This window comes from Paenibacillus humicola, from assembly GCF_028826105.1.
Lineage (GTDB): Bacteria > Bacillota > Bacilli > Paenibacillales > Paenibacillaceae > Paenibacillus_Z > Paenibacillus_Z humicola.
In genome coordinates, this window is the sequence record NZ_JAQGPL010000001.1 from 4,970,301 (window position 1) to 4,989,301 (window position 19,001).

At 55.8% G+C, this 19,001-nt stretch carries 16 protein-coding genes and 2 riboswitches; of the genes, 3 read left to right on the forward strand and 13 right to left on the reverse strand.

Annotated features, from left to right (window positions below; all coding sequences use genetic code 11):
- Nucleotides 1-43: 43 nt before the first annotated feature.
- The 8 genes from PD282_RS22855 to PD282_RS22890 form a co-directional block, all read right to left on the reverse strand.
- The gene (locus tag PD282_RS22855) at nt 44-1,387 is read right to left on the reverse strand and encodes an ABC transporter substrate-binding protein (protein ID WP_274653488.1); all 1,344 of its coding nucleotides are present in this window, start codon (nt 1,385-1,387) and stop codon (nt 44-46) included.
- Between the two features lie 68 nt (nt 1,388-1,455).
- Entirely contained in the window at nt 1,456-2,844 is a 1,389-nt protein-coding gene (locus PD282_RS22860) for a family 4 glycosyl hydrolase (RefSeq protein ID WP_274653490.1), read from the reverse strand.
- Between the two features lie 132 nt (nt 2,845-2,976).
- Entirely contained in the window at nt 2,977-3,306 is a 330-nt protein-coding gene (locus PD282_RS22865; RefSeq protein ID WP_274653492.1) for a helix-turn-helix domain-containing protein, read from the reverse strand.
- Nucleotides 3,263-3,829 carry an AraC family ligand binding domain-containing protein gene (locus tag PD282_RS22870; protein WP_274653494.1) on the reverse strand — a complete coding sequence of 189 codons (567 nt, stop codon included), beginning with the start codon at nt 3,827-3,829 and terminating at the stop codon, nt 3,263-3,265. The genes PD282_RS22865 and PD282_RS22870 overlap by 44 nt, the downstream gene beginning before the upstream one ends.
- A gap of 425 nt (nt 3,830-4,254) precedes the next feature.
- The gene (locus tag PD282_RS22875; protein WP_274653496.1) at nt 4,255-5,100 is read right to left on the reverse strand and encodes a carbohydrate ABC transporter permease; all 846 of its coding nucleotides are present in this window, start codon (nt 5,098-5,100) and stop codon (nt 4,255-4,257) included.
- Between the two features lie 33 nt (nt 5,101-5,133).
- Nucleotides 5,134-6,054, reverse strand: coding sequence for a carbohydrate ABC transporter permease (locus tag PD282_RS22880; RefSeq protein WP_274653498.1), 921 nt, complete (start codon nt 6,052-6,054; stop codon nt 5,134-5,136).
- Between the two features lie 79 nt (nt 6,055-6,133).
- On the reverse strand, nt 6,134-7,570 hold the full coding sequence (locus tag PD282_RS22885; protein WP_274653500.1) for an extracellular solute-binding protein: 1,437 nt from the start codon (nt 7,568-7,570) through the stop codon (nt 6,134-6,136).
- A gap of 510 nt (nt 7,571-8,080) precedes the next feature.
- Nucleotides 8,081-9,187, reverse strand: a complete 1,107-nt coding sequence (locus PD282_RS22890; RefSeq protein WP_274653502.1) for a GntR family transcriptional regulator — start codon at nt 9,185-9,187, stop codon at nt 8,081-8,083.
- 348 nt (nt 9,188-9,535) lie between these two features.
- On the opposite strand from PD282_RS22890, the gene PD282_RS22895 reads away from it, so the two are divergent.
- Nucleotides 9,536-9,955, forward strand: a complete 420-nt coding sequence (locus PD282_RS22895) for a GlcG/HbpS family heme-binding protein (protein WP_274653504.1) — start codon at nt 9,536-9,538, stop codon at nt 9,953-9,955.
- Nucleotides 9,956-10,184: 229 nt separating this feature from the next.
- Here PD282_RS22895 and fdhA read toward each other — a convergent pair whose 3' ends face one another.
- The 4 genes from fdhA to gcvT form a co-directional block, all read right to left on the reverse strand.
- Entirely contained in the window at nt 10,185-11,402 is a 1,218-nt protein-coding gene (gene fdhA, locus PD282_RS22900; RefSeq protein WP_274653506.1) for a formaldehyde dehydrogenase, glutathione-independent, read from the reverse strand.
- Between the two features lie 331 nt (nt 11,403-11,733).
- Nucleotides 11,734-13,197 carry an aminomethyl-transferring glycine dehydrogenase subunit GcvPB gene (gcvPB, locus tag PD282_RS22905; RefSeq protein ID WP_274653508.1) on the reverse strand — a complete coding sequence of 488 codons (1,464 nt, stop codon included), beginning with the start codon at nt 13,195-13,197 and terminating at the stop codon, nt 11,734-11,736.
- Nucleotides 13,194-14,552 (reverse strand): aminomethyl-transferring glycine dehydrogenase subunit GcvPA, encoded by a 1,359-nt coding sequence (gene gcvPA / locus PD282_RS22910; RefSeq protein WP_274653510.1) that lies wholly within the window; start codon nt 14,550-14,552, stop codon nt 13,194-13,196. Before gcvPA ends, gcvPB begins: the two co-directional genes overlap by 4 nt.
- Before the next feature lie 5 nt (nt 14,553-14,557).
- Complete coding sequence (gene gcvT, locus PD282_RS22915) at nt 14,558-15,667, reverse strand: glycine cleavage system aminomethyltransferase GcvT (RefSeq protein WP_274653512.1); 1,110 nt, start codon at nt 15,665-15,667, stop codon at nt 14,558-14,560.
- A gap of 95 nt (nt 15,668-15,762) precedes the next feature.
- Nucleotides 15,763-15,872, reverse strand: a riboswitch (glycine riboswitch).
- A gap of 3 nt (nt 15,873-15,875) precedes the next feature.
- A riboswitch (glycine riboswitch) is annotated at nt 15,876-15,974 on the reverse strand.
- Nucleotides 15,975-16,245: 271 nt separating this feature from the next.
- Between gcvT and gcvH the strand changes: the two genes are divergently transcribed.
- Nucleotides 16,246-16,638, forward strand: coding sequence for a glycine cleavage system protein GcvH (gene gcvH, locus PD282_RS22920; protein WP_274653514.1), 393 nt, complete (start codon nt 16,246-16,248; stop codon nt 16,636-16,638).
- Between the two features lie 28 nt (nt 16,639-16,666).
- Nucleotides 16,667-17,497 carry a lipoate--protein ligase family protein gene (locus PD282_RS22925; protein ID WP_274653516.1) on the forward strand — a complete coding sequence of 277 codons (831 nt, stop codon included), beginning with the start codon at nt 16,667-16,669 and terminating at the stop codon, nt 17,495-17,497.
- Between the two features lie 196 nt (nt 17,498-17,693).
- On the opposite strand, the gene PD282_RS22930 is transcribed toward PD282_RS22925, so the two are convergent.
- Nucleotides 17,694-18,875, reverse strand: coding sequence for a helix-turn-helix domain-containing protein (locus PD282_RS22930; RefSeq protein WP_274653518.1), 1,182 nt, complete (start codon nt 18,873-18,875; stop codon nt 17,694-17,696).
- Between the last annotated feature and the right edge of the window lie 126 nt (nt 18,876-19,001).

Here is a 19,001-nt window from a genome sequence, read left to right on the forward strand (position 1 = left end):
TCGGACCGTTTGCCATTTGCGCCACTCCTCCGGAAGAACCGACTTATTTTTTCGGCTTGAAAATTTTTTCCGCCTGCTCGCGGAACGCTTTGGCTGCCTGCTCCGGCGTAAGCTGTCCGTAATTGACCTGATCCGATATGCTTTTATACAGCGTGTCGTTGATTTCGCTGGCCGCCGCCGGATCTTTGTTCGTTAGAGGAGGGAAATTTTTGCTTACATAATCGACGTAATCGAATGCGATTTTTGCGGCGGGGTCCAGCTGTTTCTTCAGGTCTTCCCTCACTTTTCCGGCAATCGGGACGCCGCGTTCGCCGCCCAGCGCTTCATTGGCTTTCAAGTCGTTTGTGAAGAAGTCGATAAACTTAATCGCCGCGTCTTTTTGTTTGGAATCGCTCGTGACCGAGAAATATTGCGACGGCTTCAAATACTGGGGCTTTTGTCCGCCCGGGTAGCTCGGGTATTCGATCAGCTTGATCGGCCGGTTCGCGGATTGGGTCACCGCCACGACTTCGTTGCTGTGAAGCGTCAGGAACGGCGCCTTCCGGTGCACGATCAGCTGGTCCTCCAGCGCCGTCAAGCTGGCGGTCATATCGGGCGGCGGAGCGACCTTGTCCTCGCGCTGCTTGTTCCAGTACGTAAACCACTCCGCGACAAGCTTGTCGTCGTCGTAGCCCAAGCCGGTGCCGTCCTTGTTGTACAAATAAGCGCCTCGCTCCATCAAAAACTGCTTAAAGCTGTCGATATCGTCCGACAGCGGCATCCCGTATACCCCTTTGCCCAATTTTTGCTGCAGCTGACGCGCGGTATCGGCATATTCATCCCACGTATACCCCGGCTTCAGTTCCGGAACGCCGGCTTTCTCGAACATGGCCGGGTCGTAAGCGATCGCCACGGCGTTTGCGCCCAGGCTGAGCGCATACAGCTTATTGTCGATCCGGCCGGCGGCCACATAGCTGTCGTCGACGTCCTGCAAGTTCAGCGCGCCGGACGCTGCGTACGGCGTCATATCCTCAAGCAGTCCGCGCTGCACATAGTCCGGCAAATAAGCGTCGTCCATCTGCATGACGTCCGGCAAGTTTTTGGCGGCGGCTTCCGTCGACATTTTTTCCCAGTACCCGTCCCACCCTAAAAATTCCGCAGAGATTTTGATGTTCGGATTTTGCTGCTCGAACAGTTTGATCGCGTTCAGCGTACGGTTGGCCCGGTCCTGGGAGCCCCACCATCCGACCCTTAACGAAATCTGCTGCGGCGCTCCGCCCGCCTTCGAACCGTCCGCAGTATCGGGCTTCTTCGTTTCAGGTTCATTTCCGCCCGAGCTGCAGCCGGCCATCAGCGCTGTCGACAGGACGATCAAGGAAAATGCGGACATCCACTTATTTTTCATCATGCCGAACGACCTCCCATCCAAAATGTGAAACATGCCCCTTCCGGCAGCCGTCCCCGAGTCCGGATCGGTTACACCTGCCACCCGGGCAGGTACGCTTTCGTATTTTGCAGCATGCGGTCGAACAGCTGCTCGGCAGCGCCGATCCCGATCGATACGAGCGGATCGTTCAAGAGAGCCCGGAAGGCGAGCGAGTGATCCTTGAGCAGCGCCGCCTTCAGCACTGTTTCTTGATTCCGTATATGCCGAGCCACCAAATTCTCGACATCCACGGGAAGCTGTCCCGCCAGGACCGGCTTTACGTTGTCCCTGATGAGCAGCGCGTTCGTTTCGACAACCGAGCCGAGCGGCAGTCCTTTAATTTGGCCTTCATTCGGCACATTCACGTTAGTGACGAAATCGCCCAAGCCGAGCAGCGCTTTGATCATCCGGATTCCTTCTTCGCCGGAATGCTTCAGCTGCAGGCTTTCTTCCCCGGCGGCCAGCCGTTTGCTTCTGATCGTCAGCTCCTCCTGTTTTTGCATCCGGGATTCGATCGGAGTGAGCGAGAACTTCCAGGATTTCACCGTTTCGGGATCCTTCAAATACCACCCGAGCGGCATAAATTCCGCCAAATGCCTGTCGCCGGCTGCGGCAATGATGCCGTATCTGCGAAACAGATCGAACTGGACCCGGTACGCCGACGAGAAATGGCTGTTCATCCATTGACCGGGCTTCTCTTCGAAGCCGGTTTCGTAATACCGGTCCGCAAACTCGCGATAAACGGGCATCAAATCGGTTCCCTGATAAGAGGCCGCATCAATCCAGGTAAAATGGTTAATGCCGAGCACATTGATCGAAATGTCTCTGTAATCGGCATCCCCGATTCCCTTCAAATCCTTCAGCATCGCGGCCAGGAGCCGCTGCGTGCCGGATATTTCGTGACAGCTGCCAATCGCTTTGATTTGCGGAAAAATTTCCGTGAGCGTTCGCGTGCAAAGCGTCATCGGATTCGTGTAATTGATGACCCAGGCGCCGGGACAATACGCTTTTATCGCTTCCGCCATCTCCACGTACATCGGGATCGTGCGGAGCGCGCGTACAACTCCGCCGGGACCCGTCGTGTCTCCCACCGAATGGTAGATGCCGTACTCCTGCGGGAGATTGACGTCGGACGCCATTTCCTTAAACGTGCCGGGCAGGATGGAGATAATGACGAAGTCCGCCCCCGTCAACGCTTTTTCCAGCGTTTCGACCGCTTGATACCGCCATTTCCCTTCCGCGCCGGCTAGATTGTTCAGACTGTTGCCAATCAGGCTGTTGACATGCGCGGCCTCGAAGTTAAGGTCATAAAGCTTGACTGTGCCGGAAAGATCGCCCTCCATGGCCAAGTCCCCCATGAGAGCCCAGGCCCACCCCTTGGATCCTCCGCCGATGTAAGCGATGTTGATATCCTTTACCTGGGTGCCGCTATATTCCACGTCTGCACTCTCCTTCTCCTGATAGGATTGCTCCCGAGATATCTTCACTTATACAGCAAAAAATAACGATTGAGCTATACATTTATTGCTTGTTTTTTCATTTTTCAACCTATTTTGCTCTCGGCAGAACATTTATTGCAGCTTGACCGATTTTCTGAATTTCAACGGGGCCAGCCCGGTCAGTTCCTTGAATTTTCTTTCGAAATGACTGACGCTGTCGTAACCGATTTCTTCCGCGATGCAGGTGACCGGTTTATTCGTTTCTTTCAGCAGTCTCTGGCCTTCAAGCACGCGGATCCGGTTCAAATATTCCACGAAGGTGAAACCGGTCACTTTTTTGAATGACCGGCTGAAATAATAAGGGCTGATAAAAAATCGGTTTTCGATGGTTCGGAGCGATATTTTCTCGTGATAGTTTTCATAGATAGAAAACGATTTCTGAAATTTTTTTGTGCAGCGCATTTTGGAACGTAAAATTGCACTCCCATTGGTCGCTGTTATATCTGGCGATAAATAGCAGCAATTCGATGAGCAGCACCTTCACATGAAGGACGTAACCGATCGGGCGGCAGTGCTCCTCTTTGATCATTTTTTTCAGCAGTGTTTCAACAACATGCTGTTCCTCCAGCGTCAGCCGCAAAATCCGGGAAGGCCCGAAGCAGGATAACAAATCGACGCCGTCTTTTTTAATCGGCATGTCTTTTAGAAATTTCGGCCGAAAATTGATCAGAATTCGTTCATGAACGACATTGGGCGCGTCCGACGTTTTGTGCAGCTCGTGAAAGTTGATAATGACCAAATCACCTTTTCTGACCAAATAGTTTCGATTCTTGATAAAATAGTATCTCTCACCGGAAAGCATATAATAAATTTCGTAGACGTCGTGGCAGTCGTTCGCGGTCATATTGAACGATTCCGTTCTTTTGACGCGCTCGATAAAAAAAGAATCGAACGAATGCTGGAAATCGATTTGATATTGCTCCACCCTGCTCATCCCCTTTTCGATTCCTTGATTTGCATCATGAACCGACAGCATGCGATTTTAAAACTGAAAATTCTGACATTTTACGACAAACTCCTTCGACTTTCATTCCAAGCGGAAACGCGAATCATACGGACCCCCGTATTCACGTGTACGTAAATTCGGGGGCAAGCATGTATTGCTTCTGTTTCGCGGCCCCTTTTTCCTTCATTTTCACGAATCCCATTGTAGATGCTTATGCACCGATCGGAATAATAACCGGAGCAATCCGTATCGAGGAAATCAGCTCCTTGCGGCAGCTCCCGGAACACGAAAAAAGAGCCCTAAGGCTCTGGTTCGGGATCCGTCAACCTTCCAGGGTCAAGCGGATCACGGTTTTCTTTTATCCGACAGAGATACGACTTCCTGCCAGCCCGTGGCCGGCCCGGTTACCCCTTGGTACCGCCGCTGAAGTTAAAGCCTGCGGACATATACCGCTGCGACAGGATGTAGAGAAGCACCGCCGGAATGGTATACAAGAAGGAAAATGCAGCCAGTTTGCCGTATTCGACCGTGCCGTACTGCCCGAAAAACTGATAAATACTAACCGAGGCCGGCAGTTTCTCCGGCGTCTGAATCAAAATGAACGGCACGAAAAAGTTGCCCCAGCTGTGCGAAAAGGTAAAAATCGCCACCGTGAACGTACCGGGAAGCATGAGCGGGACGACAATTTTTCGCAGCGAAGCCCATACGGACGCCCCGTCCACCCATGACGCTTCCTCCAAATCGATCGGAACCGAGTCCATGAAATTTTTCATAATCCAGATCGCATACGGAAGAGCTGTCGCCGTTAAGAACATCATCGTCCAAATAATCGAATCTTCAAAATGAAGATAAAGAAACAGCTCGTACACCGGCACCATCACCGCTGTAATCGGCAGGCCGGTGGTAAACAAAATGATATACATAAAGGGGCGTTTAAATTTCAACTGGTACCGCGACAGCGGATACGCCGCCAAACCGGCGACGATGACGATCAGAATCGATTGACCCAGCGACAAAAAAATACCGTTGGCAAACGCCCGCTGGTTCGCCTTATCCGTGACGATGGAGGCGAAGTTCTGAAGCGTCGGCTTGGCCGGTACGTTGACCGATAACGTCGCCGCCGGATCGAAGGAGGCAAAGATCATCCACAGCAAAGGAACGATAAATAAAACGCCGATCAGACTGAGCACAGCGTAGGCAATGACTTTCTCCGCGACAAAGCGGTTCCACCGAATGCTGCGTTTTGGCACCGGAAATTCCCTCCTTTGAAGCCATGCGCTTGCTTAAATTTGAACCTTCAGGAACCGGATATAGCTGATGCTGGCAATAATGCCGATGACGAGCAAAATGAGCGAAATCGCCGTACCGTAGCCGAGCTGGTAATTCGCAAACGCCTGATGATACATATAAAGCGGCAGCGTCTCCGTCTTGTTGCCCGGCCCGCCGCCGGTAAGCGAGAATATGAGCGTAAACAAGCCGAGCGTCTGCAGCGTAATGAGCACCATGTTCGTGACGATGGAGCCCTTGATCATCGGAAGCGTGACCCGCCACAGCCGCTGCCAGCCGGAAGCGCCGTCAATCATCGCGGCCTCCGTAACTTCTTTGGGCACATCGCCGAGCGCCGACTGAAACACAAGCATGGAAAATGCCGTCCCGTGCCATATGTTCGCCACCACCACGGACGTCATCGGAAATTGATACAGCCAGGAGACGGGTTTCGCTCCGAGCCAGCCGAGCATAATGTTGGCGGTGCCTTGGTCGCTTAGAAAAGCAAACCAGATGAAGGCGACGACAATTTCCGGCGTGACCCACCCTGCGATGACGAGCGTGCCGATCAGGCTGCGAAACTTGCGGTTCCGTTCGTTCATCATGAGCGCGATGATCAGGCCCAGCACCTGCTGGCCGATGACCGCCGAAAAAATAAGCACGATGATCGTGTTCCAGACGGCCGTACGGAAGTTGGGGTCCGCGAACATCGAACTGAAATTATCAAACCCCACAAACTCCGTGTGGATGGAAGCCGATCCCGTCAAGGACATATTCGTAAAAGCGAAATAAAAAGTGAGCACGATCGGAACAAAGAAAAAGACCAGGAGCAAAGCGAACGTTGGAAAAAGAAAAATCGCGGCCCGGTACGAATCTCTTTGGCGAGAAAAATGGCTGCCCCGGTACAAGGACACGGATGCGTCGACGTTAGCCTTCATCGTTACGAAACCTCCCCGGAGAAGGAATACCGGACGCCGCTCATACAGCTTGGCGGCGTCCGGAGATCAGCAATCCAAACTAGTTCTTCTCCTCGACTTTGTCTTTGCCTGCTATGCGTTCGACGTTCTGCGCGTATTGTTTCATGGCCGCATCGGGAGTCAGGCTGCCCGTGGCTACCCCTTCCACGACGCTCTGAATTTGCGTGGAAATCGCCGGGTAATCGGTATTGGCCGGCCTGAAGTGGGTGAATGCCGTAAACTTGGTCGCCTGCGCGAACGATTGGCCCGGCGTATTCGCATATTCCGGATCGTCAGCGACATCCTTTCTCGGCGACAGGTTGCCTTGATGCATGTTATACCATTTGTTGTTGTCCTTGTTGATCGCGAGCTGGATAAACTTCCAGGCCTCATCCTTCTGCTTCGATTTCGACGCGATGGAGAGCGCCCAGCCGCCGGACATGGACGTGAATCCGGGGCCCTGCCCGTTCTGCGTCGGCATGGCGGCGAGCTGATAGACCTTTGTTCCATCCGGCCACGGCGCCGCTCCGTTCTGAACCCAGGAGCCCGGAAGCCAGTTGCCGTTGAGCGCGATGCCCACCTGTTCCTTCGGCATCAGCTGGTCGACGAGCGTATTGCCCGCCTGCCCGTTCAGAACCTGAGAGGGCGGAGGACCGAGCTTTTCTTTGGCGATGGTGGAAATAAACTGCAGCGCATCCTTGAATCCCGGGCTTTGCGCCACCCATTTGCCCGTGCTGTCGTTGTAGAGCGTGTCATTCGTGCCGTAAAGCAGCATTTCGAACGTTTGCATGGACGTCGCTTCGCCCGTCGCTTTGCCGACGTTGCTCCAGAACGGCGTCACGCCCGGAACCTTTTGCTTAATCGTTCTGGCCGCGTTTAAAATGTCGTTCCAGTTCTTCGGTTCCCAAGGCACCGGCAGACCGGCTTTTTTGAAAATATTGGTGTCGTACCACAGCCCCCGGGTGTCCGTGCTGTACGGAACGCCGTAGATTTTGCCGTCGCTGCTCGTTACGCCCTGCTTCATCGCATCGACGAAATTGCTCCAATCCGGCCATGCCGACACCTTGTCGTTCAAAGGCTCGAGATAGCCGGCCGCCGCATCGGAATTAATGAGAAACGTATCCTCCGTCACAATGTCGGGAGCGGTTTCATCGGATTTCATCATCAGTGCGATTTTCGTATAAAAATCGTTCTCGGAGGCTTGGATCGGCACAAGCTCCACCGTTACCCCGCTGTTCTGCGATTCGAATTGGGTTTTGACCTGCTTGAGCCACTCTTCGCCCCATATGGGCGGCGTCCCGAATTTTTGGTAAGCAACCTTGATCACTTTTTTCCCGCCGTCATCGGCTTTGCCGGCCGCATTATTGCCCGAGCCGCTCGAAGCGGCATTTCCTTGCGGGGACGACGCCGAATTGGAGGAGCATGCCGCCAGGGAGCAGGCAAGCAGCAGGGCCAATAACATGGGCAACCGTCTCAGCAGCGATTTTCGAATATTCATCCTTCGTACCGCCTTCCTTGTCCTTATTGTTCAGACTGCCGAATTCTGGATGTTATCGTTCGTAGGTTTCTTAGGCTCGCGTTGGCTGGACCCCTCCCGTATCGAAAAATGTATAGAAGAAGATCCTTGGCGGATCTTGTTCCCGAATGAAACTGCGCCGTATAACGGAACATGTAATTTCGAACAACAAGAGAACGCTTTCATTAGCAGGCCGAGAAGAACCGGCTGGGGCGTTTTGGCGGCGAAACATGCTTCATCCCTTCGCTCTGCAGAGAAAAAAGAACAGAGAAAGAAGGCGAAAAGTTATCGTTTTCCCAGGTTGAAACCGAGCATCCTATGTAGAGCCGAAAATTGGAAAAAGAGGCTTCGAAGAAAGAAGAATAGTTGGGAAGGAAGACTGACGTAGCTGTTGGATGTCATACCAACTATTATACTTGTTTTGTTGGTATAATATTATCACATCATTTTTGATATGTCATTACATTTCAAACAAAATACAAGATTGATATCTCAACTCATTCCTTTCGTAAAAGAGTCATGCCGCACAAGCTTAAAATCGATTACCGTTTGCAGAGGCACCTCCTTGCCTTCCAGCTGCGCGAGCAGCAATTCAACCGCCTTTTCGCCGAGCGCGGTCTCGTCCTGTTTAATATGCGGAAACACCTTTTCGCCGATCGGCTGTTTGATGAAATCGAAGCATGCAATGGCGCAGTCTTCCGGAATTTTTTTGCCCATCTTTTTCAAAACGGAAGCCAGCAGGACGGCGTTGTAATATTCGCAGGCGACAAACGCCTTGATTTGCGGGTTTTCCTCCAGGAAACTCCTTAAATTGTCTTCGTCGCGGCTGCCGTTTTTATCCGAAAGCCGGCGGGAAAGCTTCGTGAACAGGCTGCTTTGGCTGATCATGATGCCCCTTTGCAGCAGCGCCGACGTAAAGCCGGAAACCCGCTCCTCGATGGAACTCGTATTTTCTTCCGAAGAGGAAATAAAGGCAATCCGCTCGTACCCTTCCTCCAGCAAATAATTCGTCAAAACTTGAGACGCCAGCTTGTTGTCCGTGTAGACCGCGCAGGCGGGAATGCCTTTCAAGTATTTGTCGACAAGCACGACGGGAAAACGCTTGTAAACCAGCTGCAGCAGCTCGGCATTGTAATGCTCCCCGTTGACCGGGCAGACGATCATGCCTTTCACGCCGGCCTGGACAAGCGACCGGATGGCTTGTTCTTCCCGATCCTGACATCCGTTCGTAAACTTCACGATCAAATGGTACTGCATCCGCGAAAGAAGCCGTTCGATCGTGCGCAAGATTTCCAGGCCGAACGTTTCCGAGTAATCCGTGGATACGATGCCGATTAACCGTTCAGCAATGGGCAGCGGCTTGGGGCTTTCTTGGAAAGGGGCGAAATGGACCGGGGGAGAAACGGTGACGAAGGAGCCTTTCCCGCGTATGCGCTCGACCATGCCGCTTTGCGACAGCTGGTCAAGCGCTTTTTTGGACGTGATCCGGCTGACCTGAAACATTTGGCCGAGCTCTTTTTCCGAAGGGATGCGGTCGGCCGGCTTTAATCGCCCGCTTTGAATTTCATCCAGCAGATAGTGAACAATTTTTTTATACATCGGCGTTTCCATCCGTGATCACCTGCAGAAATAATATAATATATCAAACATATCATATATACCATGTATGCTCAATGATGATCGGTAATTATATTGTTCGCTTTCTGCAAAACGAGGATACCGGACAGGACGTTCACAAAAGGTAGGCCAGCGCTTCACGTTTGATTGCGCGTATAAAGCCGAACGTGCCGCGATAAAGTTGGAAATCCGAACGCTCACGCCCGAACCAAGATCCCGAACGATCGAAAAATTTGAATATAATATTGCGTTAATTGGCAATTCAGGCTAATTTTTTGAGATAATGATCTTGGAATAAATATCAAATCGAAAAATCAGGAGGAGATACGAATGATGGAAATGACGTTAGATTTGGCTAAGAAGATCATCGAAGCGGCAGAACAGGAATCCAAAAGCCTCGGTATTGCTATGGTCATAGCCATAGTGAATAAAGGAGGCAACCTCGTGGCCGTTCATCGTATGGATGATGCTTGGCTGGCTAGCATCGAAATCGCCCAAAACAAAGCATGGACCTCCGTAGCACTCAAAACGGCGACGGCAAATTTGGCGGATGCCACCGTTCCATCGGCTGAACTGTATGGCTTAACCACCACAAATGGCGGAAAAATCATCGTTTTCGGGGGTGGAATTCCGCTGGAATCAGATGGCGAGATCATCGGCGCAATCGGCGTAAGCGGCAGCGCCGTTCCTAACGATGTAAAAGTGGCAGAGGCGGGCGTGGAAGCATTCGCAAATCTGATTAAGAAATAATGAAACGTTCACGATCGACCGGAACCGGGAAAAGAGGGCTGCCATTAAGGCAGCCCTGCCGCAAACGCTGCATATGGAATCAATACTTGCCTGTACGGCGATGCTCGAACTTATGACCGTCCATCTTGTCAACCTCAACGATGCCAGATCGCTTTAATCGCTCAGTTAAGCACCCTGAAGATACCAAGACCCAGCTCCGGCCACCCCGAGCGATGCGAAAGCTATTCACCTAGGCCTGCAAGAAACCGTGCGGGTCGATGACAAATTTCTTCGAAGCGCCCCGGTCGAATTCCGCGTAGGCGGCAGGCGCCTCATCCAGCGTTATTTTCGTCGCGTTGACCGCTTTCGCAATTTGCGCTCTGCCGCTCAATATCGACATCATCAAGCTGCGGTGGTACTGCATGACGGGCGTCTGTCCGGTAACGAACGTATGCGACTTGGCCCATCCGAGACCGAAGCGGATTTTGAGCGTTCCGATTTTGGCATCGGCATCGGATGCGCCTGGATCGCCGGTCACATACAATCCGGGAATGCCAAGACGTCCGCCAGCCCGCGTAACCTGCATAATGGTATTGAGTACGGTTGCCGGCGCTTCGCCGTGTGAACGGCCGTGGCCGTGCGCTTCAAAGCCAACGCAATCGACTGCGCAGTCGACTTCGGGAACGCCGAGAATGTTTTCGATTTGCTCGCCGAGATCGTCGTGCTCCCGCAAATTAACGGTTTCGCAGCCGAAGCTGCGTGCCTGCATGAGCCGGTCGGCGTTCAGATCGCCGACGATGACGACCGCCGCTCCAAGCAACTGCGCGGAATGGGCGGCAGCCAGACCAACAGGGCCTGCACCCGCTATGTAAACGGTCGAACCGGGCCTGACACCTGCGCTGACGGCTCCGTGGTAGCCGGTCGGGAAAATGTCCGACAGCATCGTCAAATCCAATATTTTCTCCATCGCCTGTTCTTTATCCGGGAATTTTAGCAGCTGGAAATCGGCATAGGGAACCATGACGTATTCCGATTGTCCGCCAACCCAGCCTCCCATATCGACGTAGCCGTAAGCGGACCCCGGACGATCCGGATTGACGTTCTCACACACGTGCGTATTACGCTCTTTGCAGCTTCGGCACCGGCCGCAGGCGATATTGAATGGGACGGAGACGAGATCGCCCCTCTTGATGAACTCTACGTCGCGACCGACCTCGATGACTTCGCCCGTAATTTCATGTCCGAGCACGAGACCGCTCGGTGCGGTCGTACGGCCGCGGACCATGTGCTGATCGCTCCCGCAAATGTTAGTCGTCACGACTTTTAGGATGACGCCGTGATCACATTTGCGTCCGACATTGAGCGGGTTGACTCCTGGCCCGTCTCTTAACACCAGTTCCGGATACGCAATGTCCCTTACTTCCACCTTGCCCGGCTCAACATACACAACAGCGCGGTTTCCCGACATGACTTCACTCCTCATTTGGAATTTTGCCAGCGTTCCGTAAGCGCATTCATGTTGCTCCCCCCATTATACAAGCCGGACGCTCGCAAGAACAATGCAAAATCGTTTACTTCCGCAGCAGGAGAGACATATTCGGCATGGAACGACTGGTTTCGTCATCTATCGTTTAAGGAAGTGACGCAAGCAAAAAAAGAGCCCGAAGGCTCCGGATTCGTCAAGCCCGCACTCGGATTTACCCAGCAGCCTCGGCTTGTTCGTCATGATGTTCAGGTTCATTCTATCCTAACGGACATTTTCGGAAAATGTATTCCGATCGTTCGCGCGATAATCCGTTCTACCCGCAGGAGCAGTTCAGCACCGGTTTGCGGGCGGCCGACGTTTCGTCAAGCCTCTGGACGACCGTGCCGTACGGCGCATTTTTGACCAGCTCCGGGTTGGTTCTGGCTTCTTCGGCGATTTGGATCATGGTGTCGCAGAACCGGTCGAGCGTCTCCTTGCTTTCCGTTTCGGTCGGCTCGATCATGATGCATTCCTCGACGTTGAGCGGAAAATAGACGGTCGGCGGATGGAAGCCGAAATCGAGCAGCCGCTTGGCCACGTCGAGCGTCCGCACGCCATAGGGCTTCAGGCCGCGGCCGGACATGACGAATTCGTGCTTGCAGACGCCGGGATACGGGATTTCATAGTAGGGCGCAAGCCGGTGCATCATGTAGTTGGCGTTCAGCACCGCGCATTCGGATACGTATCGAAGTCCTTCCGGACCATAGGTGCGGATATACGTATACGCGCGGACAAGAATGCCGAAATTGCCGTAAAACGCTTTGACCCGCCCGATCGATTCGGGCCTGCCGCTATCAAGGAAGTAGCTGCCGTCCTGCCTACGCCCGACGATGGGCTTCGGCAAATAAGGAATCAGCTTGCTTTTGACGCCGACCGGACCGGCTCCGGGGCCGCCGCCGCCGTGCGGCGTGCTCATCGTTTTATGCAAGTTCAGGTGAACGACGTCGAACCCCATATCTCCGGGACGGGTCACGCCCATAATGGCATTCGAATTGGCCCCGTCATAGTAAAGCAAGCCGCCCGCCTCGTGGACGATTTTTGCGATCTCGACGATCTCCCTCTCAAACAGGCCGAGCGTGCTCGGGTTGGTGAGCATAAGCGCCGCCGTGTCGCTGCCGACCGCCCGGCGCAGCGCGTCCAGATCCACCAGCCCTTGTTCGTTCGATTGAATCGTCACCGTGTCAAACCCGGCGATAGCGGCGCTGGCGGGGTTCGTCCCGTGCGAGGAGTCCGGCACGATGACCTTCGTACGCGTCTCGCCGCGGCTTTCATGGTACGCGCGTATCATCATGAGCCCCGTCCATTCGCCGTGCGCTCCCGCAGCCGGCTGCAGCGTCACCCGGTCCATGCCGGTCAGCGCGGCCAGGTCGTTTTGCAGCGTATACATCAGTTCAAGCGCGCCCTGGATGCTCTCCTCCGGCTGGTACGGATGGATTTTGGCGAAGCCGGCGAGCCGGGCCGTATCTTCATTCAGCTTCGGATTGTACTTCATCGTACAGGAGCCAAGCGGATAAAAACCGTTGTCTACGCCGAAATTGCGCCGCGACAGCTCGGTGTAGTGCCGGATGACGTCCACCTCATAAACCTCCGGAAGCTGCGGCGGGCCTTCCCTCAGCATCGATGCCGGAATATATTCGTCCGGCGCCTCCTCGGGCACGTCGCAGGGAGGAAGCGAATAAGCGGTACGGCCGGGCTTGCTTAATTCGAAGATCAGCGCTTTTTCCGGTTTCGTAGTCATACGAGTTCCCCCAGTCGGCTCGCAAAGCGGTCGATTTCGGCTTTGCTTCGTTTTTCGGTAACGGCAGCCAGCAGGCAGCCTTGAAGCTCCGGGTAGGCGATCCCCAAATCGTAGCCGCCGAGAAACCCTTCCTTCAGCAGCTTCGCATTCAGCTCCTTCACGGACGTTCCTTCGGGCAGGCGAACGACGAATTCGTTGAAATAGGGAGCCGAAAACGGCAGCGCGACACCCTGTTCGGCAGCCAGCCGGCGGGCGGCGTAATGCGCCTTTTGCAGGTTCAGATTGGCCGCTTCCCGCAGCCCTTCCCTGCCCATGACCGACAGGTAAACGGAAGCGCACAAGGCGAGCAGCGCCTGGTTGGAGCAAATATTGGACGTCGCTTTCTCGCGGCGGATGTGCTGCTCGCGCGCCTGCAGCGTCAAGACGAACCCTCTCCTGCCCTGGATGTCGGTCGTCTGGCCGACGATCCGGCCGGGCATCCGGCGCATCAGCGGCTCCGCGACCGCGAAGAAACCGCATGTCGGTCCGCCGAGCGACTGCGGGATGCCGAGCGGCTGCGCATCGCCGACGACGATGTCCGCGCCGAGCCGGCCGGGCGGCTTCAGCAGGCCGAGCGACATCGGGTTCGCGCTGACGACGAGCAGCCCTTTCGCGCCGTGAACGATCGGCTCGATCGCCGCGATATCCTCCAGACAGCCGAAAAAGTTCGGCGACTGGACGAGCACGGCCGCCGTTTTCTCCGAAACCGCCGCCTTCAGCTCGTCTAAATCCGTCACGCCGTCCGCGTACCCGGCTTCGACGACCTCCAGATTAAGGCCGCGGGCCATTGTGCGGACGACCTCGCGCGCTTCGGGGTGAACGGTGCGCGAAACGACAAGCTGCTTGCGTTTTGTCGCGCCGGACGCCAGCGCCCCCGCTTCGGCCAGCGCCGTAGCGCCGTCGTACATGCTGGCATTGGCGACGGCCATCCCGGTCAGCTCGCAAATGTACGACTGGAACTCGAAGATTGCCTGAAGCTCTCCCTGACTGATCTCCGGCTGATACGGCGTATAGGCGGTATAAAATTCGGAGCGGGAAACGATATGGTTGATGGCGACCGGGATATGATGATCGTAAAGGCCGGCCCCCAGAAAGCTCACGTACCGGTCCGTATCCGCGTTGCGGCCGGCCAGCTCCTTCATATGCTCCAGCAGCGAAAACTCGTCGAGCGCCGGCGACATCGGCAGGACGCCCCGGTATCGGACCGCCTCGGGAATGTCGCGAAACAGCTCCTCCGCCGACGCGATGCCGATCGTCCCCAGCATGTCGGCCCGGTCCTGCTCAGTCATCGGAATATAACGGTAACGGTTGGGCACGTCTCTCACTCCTTTGGCGTTCTTGTATAAAACGGCGTCTTCACGACCTCGGCCTTCAGCCGCTTGCCGCGAATATCGACCAAGAGCCCGGTGCCGAGGGCGGCATAGCCGGCTTCGATCAGGGCCAGCCCGAGATTACGCTTCAGCGTCGGAGACTGGGTGCCCGTCGTCACCTCGCCGATCTGCCGATCGCCTGCAAAAACGGGATAATGAGCGCGGGGAATACCGCGGTCGACCATCTCGATGCCGACAAGCTTGCGCGGCACGCCTTCAGCCTTCTGCTTCAGCAGCGCCTCCCTGCCGATGAAATCCGCTTTGCCAAGCTTGACGAAAACGCCGAGCCCCGCTTCGAGCGGGGTAATCGTACGCGAAAGCTCCTGGCCGTACAGCGGCAGCCGCGCCTCGAAGCGGAGCGTATCCCGGGCGCCGAGCCCGGCCGGCTCCAGGCCGAGCGGCCCGCCCGCGGCGAGCAGCGCGTCCCAGACGCCGGCGGCGCCGGACGCCGGTACGTAAAGCTCGAAGCCGTCCTCGCCGGTGTACCCGGTTCGCGATATGAGCGCTTTCGTGCCCGCAACGGACACGTCCGCGGTAAAGTGAAAGGGCTTCAGGCCGCTCGTCTCCGGCCCCGCGACAAGCTTCTCCATGACGGCAGCGACGTTTGGTCCCTGCAGGGCGAGCAGCGCCAGTTCGTCCGAAAGATTTTCCAGCTCGACGTCCCCGATCAGGTGCTCGCGCAGCCAATCGTAATCCTTTTCGATATTGGAGGCGTTCACGACGAGCATGAACCGGTCGGCGCTGATCCGGTACACCAGCAGGTCGTCGACAACGCCGCCGTCCGGATAACACATCAGCGTGTACTGCGCCTGCCCGTCCGCAAGCCGGGTCACGTCGTTCGTCAGCATATGCTGCAGAAAAGCTTCGGCAAACCGGCCGGTTACCCGGAACTCTCCCATATGGGAAACATCGAACAGACCGGCCCGCCGGCGCACGGCGTCGTGCTCCTTCTGGATGCCCGCGAATTGGACGGGAAGCTCCCAGCCGCCAAAGTCGATGCAGCGGACCCCGGGATTGCCGGCGTAACAGGGATACAGCGGCGTTCGTTTCAGTTCTGCCATCGTTCTCACTCCTCGCAAGGATGGTCGAAACGCAAAAAGGACAGGCGCAAAAAGGGTCCTGCCGCTGCGGCTTGCCGCCCGGCGGTTCCTTTTCACTCTGTCCCTTGTACCTGAGAGTTGCCCCGAACCCGGTTCCGGTTCAGGTTTCCCCTTGGGTGACGCCGGCGCGCGCCGGCTTCGGCGCATCCTGACGTTCTCTCCAGAGGCGCGTCCGGCACAGGTCCTTTTGCCTGAGAGATTCACCCGTGGCGGGTTTACTCCTTCGGCGCCGCCCCATCGTTCCGGCGGTCTCTCCCGATGCCATCATCCGCGATTTTCAGTTGTTAACGTTTATATAACATGTCCCCGGAAAAAGTGTCAACTCCAATTTCGAAATTTTGCGAAATTTGTGTCAGCTATATTGACATTACTGTAAAATCTGCATTACGCTAACTTCGCGAAGAGCCGGTTCTCCGGCCATTTTTCCGCTTGTATAAATACTATATGGAGGTGCTGCCCCGGAGTTGCCCGGCTTTTTGCCAATACGGGATGCGGGAAACGGTTACGTGTATGAATCTGAAAAGGAAAGGAAGATGGCGATGAGCGATATTAGAGCGGGTTTGGGGTATACGGAGGAGCACGAATGGGCGCAGGCCGCCGGCAGCGTCATTCGGATCGGCATCACCGATTTCGCGCAGTGCGAGCTCGGCGACATCGTGTTTATCGAATTTCCGGAGGTCGGAACCGCGGTGGAAGCCGGCCAGCCGATCGGGACGATCGAATCGGTCAAAACCGTGTCCGACCTGTTCAGTCCCGTGAGCGGAAAGGTCGTCAAGGTGAACGAATCGCTGCTGGACGCTCCCGAGAAAGTGAACGAGGATCCGTTCGGCGACGGCTGGATGGTCGAGATCGAAGCAGACGGGGACGCGGCGGAAGCGGTGGCGGCCCTGCTTACGCCCGACCAATACGCGGCCTTCGTCTCCGGCAAATAGCCGGAACGCGGCGGAACAGGGGCGCGCGATGTGGAGATTCGTTCATACGGGCAATCGTTCTCCTGCGGAAAACATGGCGATCGACGAGGCGATCTTGACGGCGCACCGGCAGGGATTGGTCCCGCCGACCGTCCGTTTTTACGGCTGGAGCCCGGCCTCGCTATCCATCGGTTATTTTCAGCAGGCGGAGAAAGAGATCGACTTCGAAGCGCTGCGCGAGCGCGGCCTCGGCTTCGTCCGCCGGCCGACCGGCGGACGGGCGGTGCTGCACGACCGGGAGCTGACCTACAGTCTGGTCGTATCCGCAAATTACCCGGGGATTCCCGGCAATGTGACGGAAGCCTACCGGGTCCTCAGCATGGGCCTGCTGCTCGGATTTCGCAGGCTCGGGCTGGACGCCGAAATGGCCTGCCTGCATCAGCCGGCCGGCAAAGACGGCCGGCTGAGCACGGCCGCCTGCTTCGACGCGCCTTCCAAGTACGAGCTGGTCGTCGAAGGGAGAAAAATCGCGGGAAGCGCGCAGATGCGCTCGAAGGGAGTGATCCTTCAGCACGGCTCCATCCTGCTCGAACTGGATGCAGGCAAGCTGTTCAGCGTTCTCCGGTTTCCGGAGCCTGCGGACCGGGAGCGAATGAAAAGGCTTTTTGAGCGCAAAGCGGTAGCGATTCAAACGTGCCTGACCCGGAAAAACCTGCCTCCCGCGACGATGCGGGAAGTCGAGGATGCGTTTCGCGCGGGCTTTTCGGAAGGGCTGGACACCGATTTGCCGGAAAGCGGTCTGACCGGGTATGAAACGGAGCTGGCAGGACGCCTCGCAGCGGAGAAATATGGCTCCGACGGCTGGAATTTGAAAAGGTAACCGGACGGGAATCGAATTAAGCCGCTCTGCCGGCCATGCCGGTCTATTGGGCGGAGCGGCTCCGGACGAGGATGGAGCGAACCGCAAGTCCGACGGGCAAGCCGATTACGGTATCCGCCAGGCTTGCACATTAACTTGAGATAACGAAAAGATTCGGCAATAACGATTCGTCAGAATCGTAACTTGACGCGCCTGTTTATCTTGCCGCCGTTTCGCGGTATTCGCTCGGGGACAGGCCGACCTTTTTCTTGAAAATTTGGCTGAAATAGCGGGAGTCCTTATAGCCGACCTTCTCGGCGACCTCGTAATTTTTCAGGTGCGTGCTCTTCAGCATATGCTTTGCTTTCTCGATCCGGATGTCGGTAAGCTGCTCAATAAACGTTTTGCCGGTGTTGCTTTTGAAGAGCGCGCTTAAATAGGTCGGCGTCATATATACCTTCTGCGCCGTATTGTGCAGCGTTGCGCAGTCGTACTCCCGCTCCATGTATTCGATCGTCTTCTTGATGATGACGCGCTGGTTCTCCGTCTCCGCGGGCGGCAGCCGCCGCGGCTCCAGCCAGCTTCTCAGCTGTCCGCACACGTACGCCTTAAGCTCGCCGAGCGTCTCCATTTTGAAAACCGGCATAATTTCACAGCCTTTGGAGCTGTATGCGCTTTCTTCTCCGGCTTCGGTAAACAGCCTTTTTTCCAGCCCGATCAAGAGCCGGATCGTCAATTCGTCGACGCTTTGCCGGCGCAGCGGCCCCTCTTCCAGCAGATGCCCGTAAAAATCGTCGACGGCCTCCTCGATACCGGCGGGATCCGCCAGCGATGTAAGCCGTTCGAACAGCTCGCGCTCTTTGGCGAGCGGATATTCGCAGGACTGGCGGCAGCCTGCAAGCTCGTTATAGTAGACGACCTTCCCGAAGCCTTGATAAAACTTGTCCTCAAGCGCTTCCAGTGCCTGCCGGTAGGAATGGTGCACGTCCGAAAGCTTGCCGCAGGGCTGTCCGACGCCGACCGTGACCGGAAGGTTCAGCCGGCCGCACAGTCTTTCCCGCACCGCTTCAACCGCCTCCTTGGACACCCAGGAGAACAAAAGGCCGACCCGGCCTTCGTCATCGAGAAAGGCGACGCTTCCGTCCGCCGCCTGCCGCTGCAATTCGCCGCGGATGCGCAGCGCGGCTTTTTTCCGTTCGTGCTCATCCTGCGGGAGGCCCGACGGCTCGAGGACGGCCAGCGTCGGAAAGGCGAAGGTCGAGCTGACATTCAGGAAGCTCAGTCCCTCCTTGAACAGCCGGCTGCCGCCTTCCTCCTTGCGGACGAGGTCCATAAACAGGCGGTTTTTGAGCAGCGTCAGGATGGCATCGTCTCTGCTCAGCAGTTCGTTTACCTGCATTCTCCATTTCCCCTTTGGCAAAGGCTGATGATCGGGATGCATCGCTTGAGGTCAGAACCGGGCGACTTATCGTTTATCGATTATCGATAATCCTAATTATACTCTGCTGCAGATGATTTGAATACC

Bases quoted from the DNA above. Each gene is read 5' to 3' on its own strand.
- PD282_RS22855 (WP_274653488.1), bottom strand. From the start codon at position 1,387: ATGATGAAAAATAAGTGGATGTCCGCATTTTCCTTGATCGTCCTGTCG.
- PD282_RS22865 (WP_274653492.1), bottom strand. From the start codon at position 3,306: ATGCGCTGCACAAAAAAATTTCAGAAATCGTTTTCTATCTATGAAAAC.
- PD282_RS22880 (WP_274653498.1), bottom strand. From the start codon at position 6,054: ATGAAGGCTAACGTCGACGCATCCGTGTCCTTGTACCGGGGCAGCCAT.
- PD282_RS22885 (WP_274653500.1), bottom strand. From the start codon at position 7,570: ATGAATATTCGAAAATCGCTGCTGAGACGGTTGCCCATGTTATTGGCC.
- PD282_RS22890 (WP_274653502.1), bottom strand. From the start codon at position 9,187: ATGTATAAAAAAATTGTTCACTATCTGCTGGATGAAATTCAAAGCGGG.
- PD282_RS22895 (WP_274653504.1), top strand. From the start codon at position 9,536: ATGATGGAAATGACGTTAGATTTGGCTAAGAAGATCATCGAAGCGGCA.
- fdhA (WP_274653506.1), bottom strand. From the start codon at position 11,402: ATGTCGGGAAACCGCGCTGTTGTGTATGTTGAGCCGGGCAAGGTGGAA.
- gcvPB (WP_274653508.1), bottom strand. From the start codon at position 13,197: ATGACTACGAAACCGGAAAAAGCGCTGATCTTCGAATTAAGCAAGCCC.
- gcvT (WP_274653512.1), bottom strand. From the start codon at position 15,667: ATGGCAGAACTGAAACGAACGCCGCTGTATCCCTGTTACGCCGGCAAT.
- gcvH (WP_274653514.1), top strand. From the start codon at position 16,246: ATGAGCGATATTAGAGCGGGTTTGGGGTATACGGAGGAGCACGAATGG.
- PD282_RS22925 (WP_274653516.1), top strand. From the start codon at position 16,667: ATGTGGAGATTCGTTCATACGGGCAATCGTTCTCCTGCGGAAAACATG.
- PD282_RS22930 (WP_274653518.1), bottom strand. From the start codon at position 18,875: ATGCAGGTAAACGAACTGCTGAGCAGAGACGATGCCATCCTGACGCTG.